This is a genomic window from Pseudomonas sp. GW822-FHT07A10 (assembly GCF_058798795.1).
Genome location: NZ_JBXAKV010000013.1, coordinates 119,120 through 134,480, shown reverse-complemented (window position 1 = coordinate 134,480; position 15,361 = coordinate 119,120). Strand labels below are relative to the sequence as shown.

The 15,361-nt window shown below is 58.6% G+C and carries 17 protein-coding genes; 13 read left to right on the top strand and 4 right to left on the bottom strand.

What is annotated here, in order from left to right; translation table 11 throughout:
- Window positions 1–81 precede the first annotated feature (81 nt).
- Window positions 82–1,746 carry an electron transfer flavoprotein-ubiquinone oxidoreductase gene (locus AC1RL4_RS21470; RefSeq protein ID WP_096480883.1) on the bottom strand — a complete coding sequence of 555 codons (1,665 nt, stop codon included), beginning with the start codon at window positions 1,744–1,746 and terminating at the stop codon, window positions 82–84.
- Between the two features lie 546 nt (window positions 1,747–2,292).
- Here AC1RL4_RS21470 and AC1RL4_RS21465 point away from each other — a divergent pair.
- The 10 genes from AC1RL4_RS21465 (at window position 2,293) to AC1RL4_RS21420 (ending at window position 11,796) form a co-directional block, all read left to right on the top strand.
- Entirely contained in the window at window positions 2,293–3,042 is a 750-nt protein-coding gene (locus AC1RL4_RS21465; protein WP_028938957.1) for an electron transfer flavoprotein subunit beta/FixA family protein, read from the top strand.
- A gap of 2 nt (window positions 3,043–3,044) precedes the next feature.
- The gene (locus AC1RL4_RS21460; protein ID WP_019582611.1) at window positions 3,045–3,974 is read left to right on the top strand and encodes an electron transfer flavoprotein subunit alpha/FixB family protein; all 930 of its coding nucleotides are present in this window, start codon (window positions 3,045–3,047) and stop codon (window positions 3,972–3,974) included.
- Window positions 3,975–4,055: 81 nt separating this feature from the next.
- Entirely contained in the window at window positions 4,056–4,904 is an 849-nt protein-coding gene (locus AC1RL4_RS21455; RefSeq protein ID WP_028938958.1) for a substrate-binding periplasmic protein, read from the top strand.
- Between the two features lie 9 nt (window positions 4,905–4,913).
- Window positions 4,914–5,270, top strand: a complete 357-nt coding sequence (locus tag AC1RL4_RS21450; RefSeq protein WP_018929885.1) for a DUF4398 domain-containing protein — start codon at window positions 4,914–4,916, stop codon at window positions 5,268–5,270.
- Window positions 5,267–6,079 carry an OmpA family protein gene (locus tag AC1RL4_RS21445; protein ID WP_018929884.1) on the top strand — a complete coding sequence of 271 codons (813 nt, stop codon included), beginning with the start codon at window positions 5,267–5,269 and terminating at the stop codon, window positions 6,077–6,079. Before AC1RL4_RS21450 ends, AC1RL4_RS21445 begins: the two co-directional genes overlap by 4 nt.
- Window positions 6,080–6,281: 202 nt before the next feature.
- Window positions 6,282–7,721 (top strand): aminotransferase-like domain-containing protein, encoded by a 1,440-nt coding sequence (locus AC1RL4_RS21440; RefSeq protein WP_007903895.1) that lies wholly within the window; start codon window positions 6,282–6,284, stop codon window positions 7,719–7,721.
- 87 nt (window positions 7,722–7,808) lie between these two features.
- Complete coding sequence (locus AC1RL4_RS21435) at window positions 7,809–8,276, top strand: translation initiation factor 2 (RefSeq protein WP_461772349.1); 468 nt, start codon at window positions 7,809–7,811, stop codon at window positions 8,274–8,276.
- A gap of 167 nt (window positions 8,277–8,443) precedes the next feature.
- Window positions 8,444–8,698: a YkgJ family cysteine cluster protein gene (locus tag AC1RL4_RS21430; protein WP_019582607.1), complete on the top strand. Its 255-nt coding sequence runs from the start codon at window positions 8,444–8,446 to the stop codon at window positions 8,696–8,698.
- A gap of 41 nt (window positions 8,699–8,739) precedes the next feature.
- Complete coding sequence (locus tag AC1RL4_RS21425; RefSeq protein ID WP_019582606.1) at window positions 8,740–9,342, top strand: START domain-containing protein; 603 nt, start codon at window positions 8,740–8,742, stop codon at window positions 9,340–9,342.
- A 360-nt stretch (window positions 9,343–9,702) separates the two neighbouring features.
- Window positions 9,703–11,796, top strand: a complete 2,094-nt coding sequence (locus AC1RL4_RS21420; protein WP_019582605.1) for an LTA synthase family protein — start codon at window positions 9,703–9,705, stop codon at window positions 11,794–11,796.
- Between the two features lie 60 nt (window positions 11,797–11,856).
- Here the strand turns inward: AC1RL4_RS21420 and AC1RL4_RS21415 are convergent, their stop codons facing one another.
- Window positions 11,857–12,015, bottom strand: coding sequence for a DUF3309 family protein (locus AC1RL4_RS21415; protein WP_172901242.1), 159 nt, complete (start codon window positions 12,013–12,015; stop codon window positions 11,857–11,859).
- A gap of 288 nt (window positions 12,016–12,303) precedes the next feature.
- Between AC1RL4_RS21415 and AC1RL4_RS21410 the strand changes: the two genes are divergently transcribed.
- The 3 genes from AC1RL4_RS21410 (at window position 12,304) to csrA (ending at window position 13,856) form a co-directional block, all read left to right on the top strand.
- A complete protein-coding gene (locus tag AC1RL4_RS21410) occupies window positions 12,304–13,119 on the top strand; it encodes an SDR family oxidoreductase (RefSeq protein WP_019582604.1) in 816 nt (271 codons plus the stop codon).
- Window positions 13,120–13,184: 65 nt separating this feature from the next.
- On the top strand, window positions 13,185–13,517 hold the full coding sequence (locus AC1RL4_RS21405) for a YnfA family protein (RefSeq protein ID WP_019582603.1): 333 nt from the start codon (window positions 13,185–13,187) through the stop codon (window positions 13,515–13,517).
- A 153-nt stretch (window positions 13,518–13,670) separates the two neighbouring features.
- Window positions 13,671–13,856, top strand: coding sequence for a carbon storage regulator CsrA (gene csrA / locus AC1RL4_RS21400; protein ID WP_204124561.1), 186 nt, complete (start codon window positions 13,671–13,673; stop codon window positions 13,854–13,856).
- Between the two features lies 1 nt (window position 13,857).
- Here the strand turns inward: csrA and AC1RL4_RS21395 are convergent, their stop codons facing one another.
- Together AC1RL4_RS21395 and AC1RL4_RS21390 are read right to left on the bottom strand one after the other, a co-directional pair.
- A complete protein-coding gene (locus AC1RL4_RS21395) occupies window positions 13,858–14,085 on the bottom strand; it encodes a YheU family protein (RefSeq protein ID WP_003199186.1) in 228 nt (75 codons plus the stop codon).
- Between the two features lie 65 nt (window positions 14,086–14,150).
- Complete coding sequence (locus tag AC1RL4_RS21390) at window positions 14,151–15,341, bottom strand: osmoprotectant NAGGN system M42 family peptidase (protein ID WP_018929876.1); 1,191 nt, start codon at window positions 15,339–15,341, stop codon at window positions 14,151–14,153.
- Window positions 15,342–15,361 lie beyond the last annotated feature (20 nt).

Below are 15,361 nucleotides of genomic sequence, written 5' to 3'. Positions count from 1 at the left end.
CACAGGTTCTTGTGGTGACGCTTGAATTGCGGGCAACAAAAAGGCCCCCGTTCAGGGAGCCTTGTTGTTCAGACGGTCGACTTACATGTTCGGGTAAGTCGGGCCGCCGGAGCCTTCCGGCGCCACCCAGGTGATGTTCTGTGCAGGGTCCTTGATGTCGCAGGTCTTGCAGTGAACGCAGTTCTGGGCGTTGATCTGGAAGCGCTTCTCGCCGTCTTCCTGGGTGACCACTTCGTACACGCCGGCCGGGCAGTAACGCTGGGCAGGTTCATCGTACAGCGGCAGGTTCTTGCTGATCGGGATGCTCGCGTCGGCCAGCTTCAGATGGCACGGCTGCTCTTCTTCGTGGTTGGTTCCGGAGATGAACACCGAGCTGAGTTTGTCGAAGCTGATCTTGCCGTCCGGTTTCGGGTAGTCGATCTTCTTGCAGTCGGCCGCCAGTTTCAGGCACGCATAATCCGGCTTGGTGTCGTGCAGGGTGAACGGTAGTTTGCCGCCGAAGATGTTCTGGTCGATCCAGTTGAAGCCAGCGCCGAGGATCGGGCCGAACTTGTGCATCGCCGGGCCGAAGTTGCGGCTGGCGAACAGTTCGTCGTAGAGCCAGCTCTTCTTGAACGCTTCGACATAAGTGGTCAGCTCTTGCGTGCCGTCCAGATCGGCGAACAGCGCGTCGGCCACGGCGTCAGCGGCGAGCATGCCGGACTTCATCGCCGTGTGGCTGCCCTTGATCTTGGCGAAGTTCAGGGTGCCGAGGTCGCAACCGATCAGCGCGCCGCCCTTGAAGACCATTTTCGGCAGCGAGTTCAGGCCGCCTTTGCAGATGGCGCGGGCGCCGTAGCTGACGCGCTTGCCGCCTTCCAGGTATTGCTTGAGCACCGGGTGATGCTTGAGGCGCTGGAATTCATCGAATGGCGACAGGAAGGTGTTGCTGTAGGAAAGATCGACGATCAGACCGACCACCACCTGGTTGTTTTCCAGGTGATAGAGGAACGAGCCCCCGGTGTTCTCGGTGCCCATGATGTCCAGCGGCCAGCCGGCGGTGTGGACCACCAGGCCTGGCTGGTGCTTGGCCGGGTCGATTTCCCAGATTTCTTTCAGGCCGATGCCGTAATGCTGGGCGTCGGCTTCGCTGTCGAGGTTGAAACGCTTGATCAGCTGCTTGCCGATGTGGCCGCGGCAACCTTCGGCGAACAGCGTGTACTTGGCGCGCAGTTCCATGCCTGGGGTGTACAGGCCTTCCTTCGGATTGCCTTCGCGGTCAACACCCAGATCGCCGGTGATGATCCCGCGAACCACGCCGTTCTCGTCGAACAGCGCTTCCTGGGCGGCGAAGCCCGGGTAGATTTCCACGCCCAGGTTTTCGGCCTGCTGGGCCAGCCAGCGGCACAGGTTGCCCAGGGAGATGATGTAGTTGCCTTCGTTGTGCATGGTCTTGGGCACAAAGAAGTCTGGAATCTTCTGCGCGCTGTCAGCGTTTTTCAGAACGAAGATGTCATCGCGGGTGACTGGCGTGTTCAGCGGCGCGCCGAGTTCTTTCCAGTCTGGGAACAGTTCGTTCAGGGCCCGTGGTTCGAACACGGCACCGGACAGGATATGAGCGCCGACTTCGGAGCCTTTTTCGACCACGCAGACGCTGATTTCCTTACCGGCTTCGGCGGCCTTCTGCTTCAAACGGCAGGCGGCGGACAGGCCAGCGGGGCCGGCACCGACGATGACCACGTCGAATTCCATGTATTCGCGTTCCACAGGCTATCTCCTACTCAAGGCTCAACAGTTTTTTTTCTAATTGGAGGTTAGGTGTCGCATTCATGAATTCCCCACAGTGCGGCACAGAGGACAATCGATGAACCACCTTTCTCTCTGGGTGGCGCATTATATCTACACCACTCTTAGCGTCCAATACAAACGTTTGTTTGAATCGGCTCAAAGCCAGATAAATCAAAGTCACGCGGCTTATGACTGGCCATTTTGCCGTATTGACCGGAATAGGTGTTCCGGTCAAGATACGGGCGGTTTTGCGCTCGCCGTAGGCTGAATACAGGTTCCAAGAGCACCTCTAAAGACAGGGCGATGGCAGTACAAGGTGAAGCGCCGCGCAGGTATCGCGCGCAGTTTACACGTCGCGGTAATGAATGACTTATCGGTCACCACTGACGAACGGTCATCAGCCTCGTGAGCAAGGTTCACCCGATACACCTGCCAGCGTTTTTAGAGGTGCCCTTGCGCCGATGAGCATCAACCGCCAGGTTCGCCTAGGCGACTTTCTTTTCACCGGAGAGTAACGAGGAATCCATGAAGGTTCTTGTAGCTGTCAAACGCGTTGTGGATTACAACGTCAAGGTTCGCGTCAAGGCGGACAATTCCGGCGTCGACCTCGCCAACGTCAAGATGTCGATGAACCCGTTCTGCGAAATCGCAGTGGAAGAAGCCGTACGTCTGAAAGAGAAAGGCGTGGCGACTGAAATCGTCGTCGTCTCCATCGGCCCATCCACCGCCCAAGAGCAACTGCGCACCGCGCTGGCTCTGGGTGCCGACCGCGCCATCCTCGTCGAATCCGCTGAAGATCTGACTTCCCTGGCCGTGGCCAAGCTGCTCAAGGCAGTGGTCGACAAGGAGCAGCCACAGCTGGTGATCCTCGGCAAACAAGCCATCGACAGCGACAACAACCAGACTGGCCAGATGCTCGCGGCATTGAGCGGCTACGGTCAGGGCACATTCGCGTCGAAAGTCGAAGTGACCGGCGATACAGTTGCAGTGACCCGCGAAATCGACGGCGGCGCGCAGACGGTTTCCCTGAAACTGCCGGCCATCGTCACCACCGACCTGCGTTTGAACGAGCCGCGCTATGCGTCCCTGCCAAACATCATGAAAGCCAAGAAGAAGCCTCTCGAAGTGCTGACTCCGGACGCTTTGGGCGTTTCCACCGCCTCCACCAACAAGACCCTGAAAGTCGAAGCGCCAGCTGCACGCAGCGCGGGTATCAAGGTCAAGTCGGTGGCTGAACTGGTCGAGAAACTGAAAAACGAAGCGAAGGTAATCTAATCATGACTATCTTGGTAATCGCCGAACACGACAACAAAGTGCTGGCCCCGGCCACGCTGAACACCGTTGCTGCTGCCGCCAAGATCGGTGGCGACATCCACGTTCTGGTTGCAGGCCAGGGCGCTGGCGCCGTGGTTGAAGCCGCTGCGAAAATCGCTGGCGTGAGCAAAGTCCTGAACGCTGACAATGCTGCTTACGCGCATCAGCTGCCGGAAAACGTTGCTCCACTGGTAGCCGAGTTGGGCAAGGGCTACAGCCACATCCTGGCTGCCGCCACTTCCAACGGCAAAAACATCCTGCCGCGCGTCGCCGCTCAGCTGGACGTTGACCAGATCTCCGAGATCATCTCGGTAGAAAGCGCCGATACCTTCAAGCGCCCGATCTACGCCGGTAACGCCATCGCTACTGTGCAATCGAATGCTGCAGTGAAAGTGATCACTGTGCGTGCTACCGGTTTCGACCCGGTGGCTGCCGAAGGTGGTTCGGCCGCCGTTGAAGCTGTTGCCGCTGTTCACAACGCCGGCACTTCCAGCTTCGTCAACGAAGAACTGGCCAAGTCCGATCGTCCGGAACTGACCGCTGCCAAGATCGTCGTTTCCGGTGGTCGTGGCATGCAGAACGGCGACAACTTCAAACACCTGTACGCCCTGGCCGACAAGCTGGGCGCTGCCGTCGGTGCTTCGCGCGCTGCGGTTGACGCAGGTTTCGTACCCAACGACATGCAGGTCGGTCAGACCGGCAAGATCGTTGCGCCACAGCTGTACATCGCCGTCGGTATCTCCGGCGCGATCCAGCACCTGGCTGGCATGAAAGACTCCAAAGTGATCGTGGCGATCAACAAGGACGAAGAAGCGCCGATCTTCCAAGTGGCCGATTATGGCCTGGTGGCAGACCTGTTCGAAGCCATCCCTGAGTTCGAGAAGCTGGTCTAATCCGGCGGCTTGACTTATAAAGAGCCCGGCCTTTTGGTCGGGCTTTTTTTTGTTCCGGATTTGAGTGGGGAGAGTGTTGCCATGGATCTGCGCCACTGGTTTGGCTGCTCTTTTTTGCCAGGATTGTGTTTAAGTCTGGCGCTGATGCCGGGGCTGTCCAGCGCTGCAGGTAAATGCGAACGCTTGATCGTGACCGGCAGTCCCGACGCGCCGCCGTACCTGTGGCAAGACCCGCAAAACCCCAAGCATCTGATCGGCGCCAGTGCTGATTTGTTGCAGCAAGTGGCGGGGGAGTTGGGCATCAAGGTTGAGCTGCTGTACGCCGGCAAACGCTCCCAGGCCCTGGATGAAGTGCGTAGCGGGCGCATGGACATGCTGGCCGATGCGCCGTTGATGGTCACAGAACTGGAAAATCTGGATTACATCCATCCTGCGCTGCTGGAAAACGATTATCTGGTCTGGACTCGCAACGACTCGTTATTGGTTTACAACGAAGCGCAGGACCTCCACGGTCATCCCGGCGCGTTGTCGGAAAAGGCTCGAGTGACCCCTTCATTCGGCACTTTCGCCGAGCAGCAATTGACCCTCGTGCGCACACCCAATCTGACTCAGGCCTTTCAGAAATTGCTGCTGGGCGAGGTAGAATTTGTCCTCGCCGGTCGCTACTCGGGCATGGCCATGGTGCAAACGCTGGGAATGGCCAATGACTTGATGGCCCACCCACAACCCATCGACAAACCCGGCCTGTACCTCGCGGTTTCCCATAACTCCGCCTGTAACGATCCTTGGTTGCGCGGACAGCTGGCTAAAAAGATGACAGAATTGCCCGCGTCCGGACTGACGGAAGCTGCGTTGCTGCGCAATATCGAGCGTTGGAAAGCGCAAGGCTCACAACCGCAGCCAAACCCTGTCAGTACCCCAAAACAGTAGGGATTTTTAGTGAGTATTCGACCTCTTTTCGCTGCCCTGGCCGTTCTGGCTCTGGCGGGTTGTGCAGCCGATCCGGCGCCGAATGAACAAATACGCCTGACCGAACAGGCCCTCGAACAAGCCAAGGCCGTGGGCGCTACCGCCGAGGAAGTGCCGGAGCTGAAACTGGCCCAGGACAAGTTCAACCGGGCCAAGGGCAACATGGCCGACCAGTCCTTCAAGAATGCGCGCATGCGGGCCGAGCAGGCCGAGCTGGACGCGCGCCTGGCCGAAGCCCGGGTCCTGACCCACAAGAGCGAGGAGCAGTTGAACGTGCTCAATACCCGCATCACCCGCCTGCGCAAGCAACTGGGAGATGCCCAATGAACCTGAAGACCAAAGCACTCGGCGGCTTGATCCTGGCCGGCTGCGCAAGCCTTTATGGCTGCGCCGGTCAACACAGCGAAGCTGCGTTGCAGCAGGCCGGTGCCGACTTCCAGAAGGTCAAGGAAGACTCCAACGTGTTGCGTATCGCGCCCAAGGACGTGATCCGTGCCGGCGAGTCCCTGGCCCGCGCCGATCGACTGTCCAGCTACTGGGGCAGCGGTTCGGACGTGGCGCATTACGCCTACCTGAGCCAGCGCTACAGCGAAATCGCCCGGGAACACACCAATCAAGTGCTCAATGAAGAGCGCGCAGCGAAGCTCGAACTCGAGCGTCAGCGCCTGCAATTGGCACTGCGTGAGTCCAAGTTGCTCAGCGTGCAGCAACAGGGCAAGTGGCTCGAAGAGCAGATCGTGGCGCTGGCGACCACCCAGACTGACCGTGGTCTGGTGATGACCCTGGGTGATGTGCTGTTCGATACCGGTGAGGCGGAGCTGAAGAGCTCGGCGAACCGCGTGGTGCTGAAGATCGTCCAGTTCCTGCAGCTCAACCCCAAGCGTGTGGTGCGGATCGAGGGCTACACCGACAGCACTGGCGGTAAACAGGAAAACCTCAAGCTGTCCCGCGACCGGGCGCAATCGGTAGCTGACGTATTGACGGACCTGGGCATCGACGACAAACGCATCCAGGTTGAAGGGTACGGCGATGAATACCCGGTGGACGCCAACGCTTCCGAGCGCGGCCGTGCACAGAACCGTCGGGTGGAAATTGTGTTCTCCGACGAAAAAGGCCAGCTCGGCGCGGCTCGTTAAGGGCTGCGTCACTGGAAAAACCCGGCCTGCTCAGCAGCGCCGGGTTTTTTTGCGCCCGTCAAATGCATCGTAAAACAGTACAGTTTTTGCTGACACCGCACTGTATGGTCGACTATTGTATTAACTGTCCCAGTACACTTCTAAACTGTTCCGGTATTGTTTCACACAAGAATAAAATGCCCGTGAAATCGAGTGCTGCGTCATGACCAATCTCTTGCTCTATCAACGTATTGCTCAGCAACTGGCCGAAGATATCCGCCGCGGTGTCTATCAACCGGGCGAGCGCGTGCCTTCAGTGCGCAAGATGAGCTCGCAGCTCAATGTCAGCCATGCGACGGTGTTGCAGGCCTACGCCAACCTTGAAGATCAAGGGCTGATCCGTGCCCGGCCGCAATCCGGTTACTACGTGCACCAGACGCCCGCCCTGACGGCACCGACCCCGGACATCGCCCGGGTCGAGCGCCCAGGCCTGGTCACCCGCAGCAGCATCATTCAGCAAGTCCTGGTCGAATCCCGCCGCGAAGGCGTGTTCCCGTTGGGCGCGGCTGTACCGAGTGTCGATTATCTGCCGGTGCGGGCACTGCATCAGCAACTGGCCAAAGTCACCCGTTTCCATAGCCCGCGCGCGTTCAGCTATATGTTCAGCCCTGGTTTCGAGCCGTTGCGTCGGCAAGTGGCGATCCGCATGCGCGACGCTGGCGTGGTGGTCGATCCGTCGGAAGTGGTAATCACCCACGGCTGCGTCGATGCGTTGCAGATGTCTCTGCGCGTCTTGACCCGGCCGGGCGATCTGATCGCCGCCGAGTCGCCGACCTATTACGGTTTGCTGCAACTGGCCGACCTGCTGGGGCTGAAAGTCATCGAGATCCCCAGCGATCCGGCCACCGGCATGAGCCTCGAAGCCTTGCAACTGGCGGCCAACCAGTGGTCGATCAAGGCACTGGTGCTGACCACGCGCCTGAGCAATCCCTTGGGCGGCACCATGCCTGAAGAGCGGCAGAAACAACTGCTGCGCCTGGCTTCGGATTTCGATATTCAGGTTGTTGAAGACGATATTTACGGCGAGCTGATGTTCGAGCAGGGCCGCACCAAATCGCTCAAGGCCTATGACCGGCTGGATCGGGTGATTTATTGCTCCAGCTTCTCCAAAACCCTGTCGCCCGGCGTGCGGATCGGCTGGATGATTGCCGGCAAGTACCAGCAGGAAATCCAGCGCTTGCAGACCTTCAGCACGCATTCGGCCTGCAGTGTCACGCAAATGGGCATTGCGGCCTATCTGGAGAACGGCGGGTACGACCGGCATTTGCGTTATATCCGTCAGGAGTACCGCAAGAACCTCAGCGCTTTCCAACTGGCAGTGCAGCAGTACTTCCCGGAAGGCACACAGATGACCCGGCCTACCGGCGGTTTCATTCTGTGGGTCAGTCTGCCGGGGCGGGTCAATACGCAAGAGTTGCATGTGCGTGCGCTGCAGCAGGGCATCAGCATTGCGCCGGGGCTGATTTTCAGTAACACCGAGCAATTCAATCACTGTATTCGCCTGAACTGCGGCATCCCCTGGAACCGTGAGGCCGAGCGCGCATTGATGACGCTAGGGTTGCTGGCAACGCAACTGTGTCAGGAGACAGCGAGCGGTTTTTGACTTGCGGGGCAGTTATGAACTGCCCGCTTGTCTTGTCGCCTCCAACAGGCGAGCATATAACCTTCTGCCGTTCGCGCCGTTGGGTCCATGAAGCCGATTTTTCCTTCTGCCTGGTTATTGATCTGCCTGTTGATGACTTGTCATGCGGAAGGTGTCATGGCGGCTTCCGTTCAGGAAAAACCGACAGCCGCCGCAACCGCGAAAAAACCGGTGACGGTTATAAAAACCGCTCCGGTCAAAAAGAAGGCTGCACCGGTCAAAAAGCGTTCTCCCATTGCTTCCAAGTCAAAACCAGCCAGTGAAGCGCTGAAGACCAAACTCCCTCCCGCCAATCTCGACTTGAGCTTGCCCAAGGATAAGGTCGATGAATTGAAACCGGTCGGCACGGTACCGTTGCCTCGACACGATGCGGTGTTGCCGCAAATGTTCGGTGGCAAAAGCAGTCCGTTTCAGCTGAACGGTCGCCTGATCAGCAACGAAATGCAGCTGCAGCGGCGCAATGAAGAGCGCCGGGACGTTGAAGGCGCGGCGCTGGAATTCGAGTTCAAGCAGTAAATTTCCCCCTGTTCGTGACCCGCGCAACAGACGCTTTGTCGGAGACTGGTCAGTCACGTTCGTTTGAGCGTAAAAACCCGGGCCCGGGTAATTTAAAACAACTGTTTTAGCCGTTACTCTGTGCCACGTCCCTTTAACACATTGCTCGTCGCGAGGAGCTTGTCGTCATGAGATGCCGTGAAGGCTGTGGCGCCTGTTGCATTGCCCCTTCCATCAGTTCACCGATTCCCGGCATGCCCAATGGCAAAGCCGCCGGAGAACGATGCGTACAACTGTCTGCCGATAACCTGTGCAGCATTTTCGGCAAGCCGGAACGCCCCGCGGTGTGTTCGGCATTTGAGGCCGATGTCGAGGTTTGCGGAAGCAGCAGCGACGAAGCGATCAAATTGCTGGGCTGGTGGGAGCAAATGACGGCCGCGTGATGTGTTCAACGAACGGAACTTCAACAATAAGGAATAAGACTATGGGTTCGCTGCATCGTATCGCTGTGCTGTGTGGTTTGACGGTTTTGCTGGCCTCCACGGCCCAGGCCGAAGACTGGAAAACCGCCAAGGACGAAGACGGCATCAAGGTGTCCTTGAGTGAGGTGGCCGGTTCCCAATACAAGGCTTACCGTGGTGTAACGATCATGAAGACCACCATGGCCAAACTGCGTGCACTGCAGGAAGATGTTCCGGGAGCCTGCGCCTGGATTCACGAGTGCAAGGTCCAGAAGCTGCTCAAGCATGAAGGCAACCAGAGCTGGACCTACACTCAGTTCAATACACCGTGGCCGGTGACTTCTCGCGATTCGGTATTGCATGTCACCACCGTTGACGGCGCCGATGGCAGCCTGACCCGAGAGCTGGAAGGGCAGCCGAAGTACCTTCCGGAAGAAAAAGGTTTTGTACGGGTTGCCCAGGTCAAGGGTTTCTGGAAGTTCGTGCCCAAAGGCGATCAAGTCGAAGTGACGTATCAGGTCCACACCGATCCAGGCGGCAGCGTGCCGTCGTGGTTGGCCAACAAGTTCGTGGTCGATGCACCGTTCAATACTCTCAAAGCCCTGAAAGAACGCGCCGAGAAGTAACCGCGTATCCAGTTGATACGACCCGTTGAACAACGCCCCGATTTGATCGGGGCGTTTGCGTTTTTTACCAAGGGCTGTCTTTATTTTGTTTCCGGATATGCGTTGAACAAAATTTTCACAAAGTCTCCAAGACAATTCGCTCTCGCCTCAACGAGTCAACCCCGCAACTTTGTGCCATGCCCTCTTGTCCCAGAGCGCTACAAGCGGCAGTTGGGCTGTCGGGCAGTAATCAATGGCAATGCCGCTGTTGATCGTGCAACATTTGCGCACCGCGCACGCCCCGGGGCCGAGGATGGCCAACAGAGGGCAAGGCGCCACTGTATTTTTGTAACTTCAACTTCCAATGGGTCCTAAAACGACATGGCAAACCCGGACGCCCTGAATCAGCAGCGAGCTACTAGTCGCCTGCTGCAACCGACCGTCAAATCGCATATGGCCTACACGCTGTTGTGCGCCCTGATCATGATGGTCATGTTCAGCCTGCTGCGCGTCGCGCTGCTGGTCTATAACCGCTCGATGATCCTCGACACACCGGCTTCGACCTTCCTGGAAGCGTTCGCCAATGGCCTGCGCTTCGACTTGCGCCTGGTGGTTTACCTCAGCGTTCCGCTGCTGCTGGCCCTGTTCAGCGCCCGGGCCATGGCGGCCCGCGGGTTCTTCCGGCTCTGGTTGACCGTTGCCTCGAGTATCGCGCTGTTCCTCGGCCTGATGGAGATGGACTTTTACCGCGAGTTCCACCAGCGCCTCAACGGCCTGGTCTTCCAGTATGTGAAAGAAGACCCGAAAACCGTGATGAGCATGCTCTGGTACGGTTTTCCGGTAGTTCGCTACCTGTTGGCCTGGGGTGTGGGCACGTTGATTCTGACCCTCGCGTTCAAGGGGGCCGACCGCGCCACACGTCCTCGCGGGCCGTTCAGCGGTGGCAGCATCGGCACACGCCAGGTCGCTCCGTGGTATGCGCGCGGCGTGGTGTTCGTGGTCTGCCTGCTGGTCTGCGTGGTCGCGGCGCGTGGCACCCTGCGTCAGGGCCCACCGCTGCGTTGGGGTGACGTCTATACCACCGACTCGAACTTCGCCAACCAGTTGGGCCTCAACGGCACGCTGTCGCTGATTGCCGCGGCCAAGAGCCGGATGTCCGAAGATCGCGACAATATCTGGAAGGCAACGCTGCCACAGCCGCAAGCTCAGCAAATCGTACGTGACATGCTGGTGATGCCGGACGAAAAACTGGTGGATGCCGATATCGCAGCGGTGCGTCGCGATTACATGCCGCCGGCCGACAAGACCCTGCCGATCAAGAACGTCGTCGTGATCCTGATGGAAAGCATGGCCGGTCACTCGGTGGGGGCCTTGGGCGCATCGGGCAACATCACGCCGTACCTCGATAAACTGTCGAAAGAAGGCCTGCTGTTCGATCGCTTCTTCTCCAACGGGACGCATACCCACCAGGGTATGTTCGCCACCATGGCCTGCTTCCCGAACCTGCCGGGTTTCGAATACCTGATGCAGACCCCGGAAGGCAGCCACAAGTTGTCCGGCCTGCCGCAGCTGCTCAGCGCACGTAATTACGGCGACGTGTATGTCTACAACGGCGATTTTGCCTGGGACAACCAGTCGGGTTTCTTCAGCAACCAGGGCATGACCAACTTCATTGGTCGTAACGACTTCGTGAACCCGGTGTTCTCCGACCCGACCTGGGGCGTGTCCGACCAGGACATGTTCGACCGTGGTCTGGTAGAGCTCAAGGCGCGGGAAAACGGCAAGCCGTTCTATGCGTTGCTGCAAACCCTGTCCAACCACACGCCATATGCCTTGCCGACACCATTGCCGGTTGAACGTGTAACCGATCGCGGCAGCTTGAACGAGCATTTGACCGCGATGCGTTACGCGGACTGGGCAGTGGGTCAATTCTTTGAAAAGGCCCGCAAGGAGCCGTACTTCAAGGAAACCCTGTTTGTCATCGTTGGCGACCATGGTTTTGGCAACGAACGTCAGATCACCGAAATGGACCTGGGCCGCTTCAACGTACCGATGTTGATGATTGCACCGGGCATCCAGGAAAAGTTCGGCCAGCGTAACCACACCGTGGGCACCCAGATCGACATCGTGCCAACCATCATGGGCCGTATTGGTGGCGAAGTACGTCATCAGTGCTGGGGGCGTGACCTGCTCAACCTGCCTGAAGGCGACACCGGTTTTGGTGTGATCAAGCCGTCGGGTAGCGAGCAGACTACCGCCATCGTTACGGCTGACCAGATCCTGGTGCTGCCGAAAGAAAAGGAAATGGCGCCGAAGATGTACCAGTACGAACTGGGTGCGACGCCTCACGCCGAGATCGTTCCGGATGCACCGCGTACAGCTGAGCTGAAGCTCAAGCTCGAAGCGTTCCTGCAAACGGCGACCAAAAGCCTGCTCGACAACACCGCGGGTGTGGTTAACGGCAAACCGGATTAACTATTGACGCAATAAAAAAGAGGCCCTTCGCAGGGCCTCTTTTTTTTGTCGGTAAAATCTTTATATCTTGCCAAGCAACAGCAGGATCAACAGCACCACCAACACCACGCCGATGATGCCGGACGGGCCGTAACCCCAACTTCTGGAGTGCGGGAAGACCGGCAGGCCGCCTATCAGCAACAGGATAAGAATAACGATAAGAATTGTGCCCATGTCTATTTCCTTGTTGGAAGCGTTGTGGGTTTGACCTGGCGTTTTAGCCATCAGCTGGACTTGTATTAATCCTAGCTGCTTAAAAAATCCGACTCATGGCTATGAAGAAAAATTCCAAGTTTTTTTAATGTTTTTGGAAAGTATGTTTATTTCTTTTGCTGTGTCTCGAAGTTGAAACAACCGCACCGCGCCGTGGTTCATCGCTGGCCATTCAGCACTCTGATGGAGCGTGGGTCGCGCATTATCCTTCGCTACACTCGGTGCATCTTCCCCGGAACAACAAGGCTGTTTGCTATGCAAAATCGCATGATGATCACTGGCGCGGGCTCAGGCCTGGGTCGCGAAATCGCGCTGCGCTGGGCGCGTGAAGGCTGGCAGCTGGCCTTGTCGGATGTCAGTGAGCCCGGCCTGCAGGAAACCCTCAAGTTGGTGCGCGAAGCCGGCGGTGACGGCTTCATTCAGCGCTGCGATGTGCGCGACTACAGTCAGTTGACCGCCTTCGCCCAAGCCTGCGAAGAGAAACTCGGCGGTATCGATGTCATCGTCAACAATGCCGGTGTGGCCTCGGGCGGGTTCTTCAGTGAACTGTCGCTGGAGGACTGGGATTGGCAAATCGCGATCAACCTGATGGGCGTGGTCAAGGGCTGCAAGGCCTTCCTGCCGCTGCTGGAGAAAAGCAAAGGCAAGATCATCAACATCGCCTCGATGGCGGCGCTGATGCAAGGCCCGGCCATGAGCAACTACAACGTGGCCAAGGCAGGTGTGGTGGCGTTGTCCGAAAGTTTGCTGATTGAACTGGCCCATGAGGAAGTCAGCGTGCATGTAGTTTGCCCGTCGTTCTTCCAGACCAATCTACTGGACTCCTTCCGTGGCCCGACCCCGGCCATGAAAGCCCAGGTCGGCAAATTGCTGGAAAGCTCACCGATCACCGCTGCTGACATTGCCGACTACATCTATCAGCAGGTCGCTGCCGGCGAATTCTTGATCCTGCCTCACGAGCAGGGCCGTATCGCCTGGGCGATCAAACAGAAAGACCCGCAATTGCTCTACAACGAAATGACTGTGATGGCCGACAAAATGCGCGCCAAGGCCAAACAAAACGCAGGCTGAACTTGCCTGTGCGCAACACCGTCGTTAGGGTGGCCGCCAACCGGCCATCCCAACGAGACGTCTGCATGCTCAATTACCTGTGGTTTTTCCTCGCCGCGCTGTTCGAAATCGCCGGCTGCTTCGCTTTCTGGATGTGGCTGCGCCAGGGTAAAAGCGTGTGGTGGGTCATCCCGGCCTTGCTCAGCCTGACGTTATTCGCGCTGCTGCTGACCCGGGTCGAAGCGAGCTACGCCGGTCGCGCCTATGCCGCCTACGGTGGCATCTACATCATTGCGTCGGTTGGTTGGCTGGCGGTGGTCGAGCGGATTCGACCATTGGGCTCTGACTGGATCGGCGTGGCGCTGTGTGTACTCGGGGCGACTGTCATTTTGTTTGGTCCGCGCCTTACCGCTTCCTGACGGATCGGTCCTTCATTCAAGCGGTTTGTCAGATACGTCCGTCAGGGTGATGCAGCCTGCATTGTAGGGCGGGACTGTTTTGCGGTCGTTGCATTGAAGACCCGCTCTGCGCCGGGCATCTTCAGGGGCCGGTAACCCTGAAGGATGAATGCCATGCTTGTACTCAGTCGCGTTGTGGGCGAAATGATATCCATTGGTGACAACATTTCCGTGCGGGTGCTCGCCGTCAACGGAAGCAGTGTGCGCTTCGGTGTTGAAGCGCCACAGGAGGTCAACGTACACCGCGCCGAAGTCTACGAGCGCATCCAGATCAAACAGGCAAAAGCTAAAGGTCGTTGACTCAGTCGAACAGGTGCTTGGGCACGTCGTGCTTGAGCATCAACTGGCATTGCTCGCTTTCCGGATCGAAGACGATCAGCGCCTGGCCCTTGGTCAATGCCTGACGCACACGCAATACACGGGTTTCCAGCGGCGTGTCATCGCCGTTGTCCGTGCCGTCACGGGTCACGAAATCCTCGATCAGGCGGGTCAGGGTGTCGACTTCAAGTTGGTCGTGGGGGATCAGCATAAGGCACCTCGGTTAAACATTGGCGCGATGCTACGGCGGATATGAACACATCACCAGTGTTCGCCTCAGCTTTCTGTGCGCTGTCCCAGCAGGCTATCCACCGACGGCACCCGGGTATCGCTTTCCATCTGGGTCTCGTGCTCGATCTGGTGACTGAACCGCTCCAGCGATCCCGTGGCTGGTTGTGCATCACTGGCGAATACCGGCGGGCTGAGGATGTAGGCGCCAAGCAGGCGGCTGAGGGCGGCGAGGCTGTCGATGTGGGTGCGTTCATAGCCGTGGGTGGCGTCGCAACCGAAGGCCAGCAGCGCGGTGCGAATGTCGTGGCCGGCGGTGACGGCCGAGTGAGCATCGCTGAAGTAATAGCGGAACAGGTCCCGACGCGCCGGCAGTTCGTTGTCAGCGGCCAGGCGTAGCAGGTGCCGCGACAGATGATAGTCATAAGGCCCGCCGGAATCCTGCATCGCCACGCTCACCGCGTGTTCGCTGGAGTGCTGGCCGGGCGCGACCGGCGCGATGTCGATGCCGACGAATTCGCTGACATCCCAGGGCAGGGCAGCCGCCGCACCACTGCCGGTTTCCTCGGTGATGGTGAACAGCGGATGGCAGTCGATCATCAACTCTTCGCCGCTGTCGACAATCGCTTTCAGTGCCGCCAGCAGAGCGGCAACGCCAGCCTTGTCGTCGAGGTGACGGGCGCTGATGTGGCCGCTTTCGGTGAACTCCGGCAACGGGTCGAAGGCGACGAAATCGCCGACGCTGATCCCCAGCGAATCGCAATCGGCGCGGGTGGCGCAATAGGCGTCCAGGCGCAATTCGATGTGATCCCAGCTGATCGGCATTTCATCCACGGCGGTGTTGAACGCGTGCCCGGAAGCCATCAGCGGCAACACGCTGCCACGGATCACGCCGTTGTCGGTGAACAGGCTGACGCGGCTGCCCTCGGCAAAACGGCTGGACCAGCAGCCGACGGGCGCCAGGGTCAGGCGTCCGTTGTCCTTGATCGCGCGAACCGCCGCGCCAATGGTATCCAGGTGAGCGGAGACTGCTCGGTCCGGGCTGTTCTTCTTGCCCTTGAGAGTCGCGCGGATGGTGCCGCGACGGGTCATTTCAAAGGGAATGCCCAGCTCTTCGAGGCGCTCGGCGACGTACCGCACGATGGTGTCGGTAAACCCGGTGGGGCTGGGAATGGCGAGCATTTCCAGCAGGACTTTTTGCAGGTAATCGAGATCCGGTTCGGGAATTTTGCTGGTCATGGAAACTCCTGATGGTGTTG

Excerpts from the sequence above, each read along its gene's own strand:
- AC1RL4_RS21465 (WP_028938957.1), top strand. The coding sequence starts at position 2,293 with ATGAAGGTTCTTGTAGCTGTCAAACGCGTTGTGGATTACAACGTCAAG.
- AC1RL4_RS21460 (WP_019582611.1), top strand. The coding sequence starts at position 3,045 with ATGACTATCTTGGTAATCGCCGAACACGACAACAAAGTGCTGGCCCCG.
- AC1RL4_RS21455 (WP_028938958.1), top strand. The coding sequence starts at position 4,056 with ATGGATCTGCGCCACTGGTTTGGCTGCTCTTTTTTGCCAGGATTGTGT.
- AC1RL4_RS21445 (WP_018929884.1), top strand. The coding sequence starts at position 5,267 with ATGAACCTGAAGACCAAAGCACTCGGCGGCTTGATCCTGGCCGGCTGC.
- AC1RL4_RS21440 (WP_007903895.1), top strand. The coding sequence starts at position 6,282 with ATGACCAATCTCTTGCTCTATCAACGTATTGCTCAGCAACTGGCCGAA.
- AC1RL4_RS21435 (WP_461772349.1), top strand. The coding sequence starts at position 7,809 with ATGAAGCCGATTTTTCCTTCTGCCTGGTTATTGATCTGCCTGTTGATG.
- AC1RL4_RS21430 (WP_019582607.1), top strand. The coding sequence starts at position 8,444 with ATGAGATGCCGTGAAGGCTGTGGCGCCTGTTGCATTGCCCCTTCCATC.
- AC1RL4_RS21425 (WP_019582606.1), top strand. The coding sequence starts at position 8,740 with ATGGGTTCGCTGCATCGTATCGCTGTGCTGTGTGGTTTGACGGTTTTG.
- AC1RL4_RS21420 (WP_019582605.1), top strand. The coding sequence starts at position 9,703 with ATGGCAAACCCGGACGCCCTGAATCAGCAGCGAGCTACTAGTCGCCTG.
- AC1RL4_RS21410 (WP_019582604.1), top strand. The coding sequence starts at position 12,304 with ATGCAAAATCGCATGATGATCACTGGCGCGGGCTCAGGCCTGGGTCGC.
- AC1RL4_RS21405 (WP_019582603.1), top strand. The coding sequence starts at position 13,185 with ATGCTCAATTACCTGTGGTTTTTCCTCGCCGCGCTGTTCGAAATCGCC.
- csrA (WP_204124561.1), top strand. The coding sequence starts at position 13,671 with ATGCTTGTACTCAGTCGCGTTGTGGGCGAAATGATATCCATTGGTGAC.
- AC1RL4_RS21395 (WP_003199186.1), bottom strand. The coding sequence starts at position 14,085 with ATGCTGATCCCCCACGACCAACTTGAAGTCGACACCCTGACCCGCCTG.
- AC1RL4_RS21390 (WP_018929876.1), bottom strand. The coding sequence starts at position 15,341 with ATGACCAGCAAAATTCCCGAACCGGATCTCGATTACCTGCAAAAAGTC.